This is a genomic window from Cellulomonas sp., from assembly GCF_017744555.1.
In the GTDB taxonomy this organism is placed as follows: domain Bacteria; phylum Actinomycetota; class Actinomycetes; order Actinomycetales; family Cellulomonadaceae; genus Cellulomonas.
In genome coordinates, this window is record NZ_JAGIBD010000089.1 from 1 (window position 1) to 1,986 (window position 1,986).

The 1,986-nt window shown below is 71.7% G+C and carries 2 protein-coding genes; both read left to right on the plus strand.

The features are described 5' to 3' along the window. Window positions 1–1,583: penicillin-binding transpeptidase domain-containing protein (locus tag J7523_RS20200; RefSeq protein ID WP_291890564.1), on the plus strand; the 1,583-nt coding region annotated here is incomplete at its 5' end. Window positions 1,584–1,798: 215 nt separating this feature from the next. Further along, on the plus strand, window positions 1,799–1,986 hold a 188-nt coding region (gene rpsF / locus J7523_RS20205), incomplete at its 3' end, for a 30S ribosomal protein S6 (RefSeq protein ID WP_291890565.1).

The following is a 1,986-nucleotide window of genomic DNA, read 5'->3' on the forward strand; positions in this document are numbered from 1 at the left end:
TCTTCCCGACGACGATCGAGTACGTCAAGTCCGAGACGTACCGCGGCCCGAACGGGTACCTGCTCGAGATGGTCGAGAACGAGCTGCTCGCGACCAACCTGTGGACCTCGGGCGAGCTGCGCACCAAGGGCCTGAAGATCGTCACGACGATCGACCAGTCGGTGCAGCAGGCCGCGGTCGAGTCGGCCGAGGGGCTGCGCTCCGGCGCGCTCTCGGACGGCGCCGTGCCCAACGAGCGGCTGCGAGTCTCGGTCGTCTCGGTCGACCCCGCCACGGGCGGCATCGTCGCGCTCTACGGCGGCCCCGACTACCTCGCGGACCAGAAGAACACCGCGACGTTCGACAAGGTCCAGGCCGGGTCGACGTTCAAGCCGTTCGCGCTGGTCGCCGGGCTGCAGGAGGGCATCGGCCTGTCGACGAGGTTCGACGGCAACTCGCCGCAGCGCTTCCCCGAGTGGGAGGGCGGTACCAAGGACGTCCGCAACTTCGGCCGCGGCAACGGTCAGAGCTTCGGCCAGATCGACCTGGTCAAGGCGACCGCGGACTCGGTGAACACCGTGTACGCGGCGCTCAACATCAAGGTCGGCCCCGAGAACACGGCGCGCGTCGCCACCGAGGCGGGCATCACGACGCCGTTGACGAGCGTGCCCTCGAACGTCCTGGGCTCCGACCTCGTCCACCCGCTCGACATGACGGGCGCGTACGCCACGTTCGCGGCGCAGGGCGTGCAGCGGACGCCGCACATCCTCCAGGTCGTCGAGAACAACGACGGGACCGTCGCCTGGCAGCCCGACACGGCCGGCCGGCCGGTCTTCGCGGCGGACGTCATGGCGGACGCCACCTACGCGATGACCCAGGTCGTCGAGCAGGGCTCGGGCAAGGCGCAGATCGCGCGCCTCGGCCGCCCGATCGCGGGCAAGACGGGTACCTCGACCGACAACAAGTCGGCGTGGTTCATCGGCTACGTCCCGCAGCTCGCGACGGCGGTCGCGCTGTCCCAGCAGGCGCAGGACGGCCGCGGACTCGACTCGATCGAGGCCTGGGGCGACTACAGCCAGATCACCGGGTCGTCGTACCCCGCCGTGCTGTGGGCCGACTACATGGGCAAGGTCTTCGCGAACCCCAGGTTCGCCCAGGTCGAGAACTTCCCGCCGCGCGCGAACGTGGGCGGCAGGCCGACGCCGACCGCCACCGCGACCGAGGAGCCGACCGAGGCGCCGCCCGAGGAGCCCGAGGAGCCTGCCCAGGTGCAGGTGCCCGGCGGTCTCGTGGGTCGCACCGAGGCCGACGCCACGGGCGTGCTGCAGGGTGCGGGGCTCGTGGCGAGCGTGCGCTCCGAGCAGTCGGCGTCCGTCCCCGCGGGGCGCGTCATCCGCGCCGAACCCGGTGAGGGGTCGACGGTCGACTCGGGCGCCACCGTCACGCTCGTCGTGTCGTCGGGAGCCCCGTCCCCGTCGCCGACCCCCACGCCGACGCAGCCGCCACCCGCGCCGACCGAGGAGCCGCCGCCGGGTGACGGCGGCGGTGCCGGGGGCGGTGGCGGCCAGGCCGGTGCGGTGCCGCTGCCCACGCAACGTCCCTGACGCCGCCGCGCCGCGGCCGACCGCACCACCCGACCGCTCGGTCGGGGGATTCGGTCGCGGGGTCGTGAGCGGGTAGTCTGGGCGATCGCCGTCCCTCGCGGACGGTTCGTCGTGCCCGCACCCCTGACGCCTCGTCGGTGGTGCGTCACGGCGAGACGCACGAGAACCCTCCTGTCACGGACCGACCGTGACCGCGAAGACCAGAGGAGGTGGGTATGAGCCTGCGTCAGTACGAGATCATGATCATCCTCGACCCCGAGATCGAGGAGCGCACCGTCGCCCCGTCGCTCGACAAGTACCTGTCGGTCGTCAAGACCGACGGTGGCACGGTCGACAAGGTGGACGTCTGGGGCCGTCGTCGCCTCGCGTACGACATCAAGAAGAAGGCCGAGGGCATCTACGC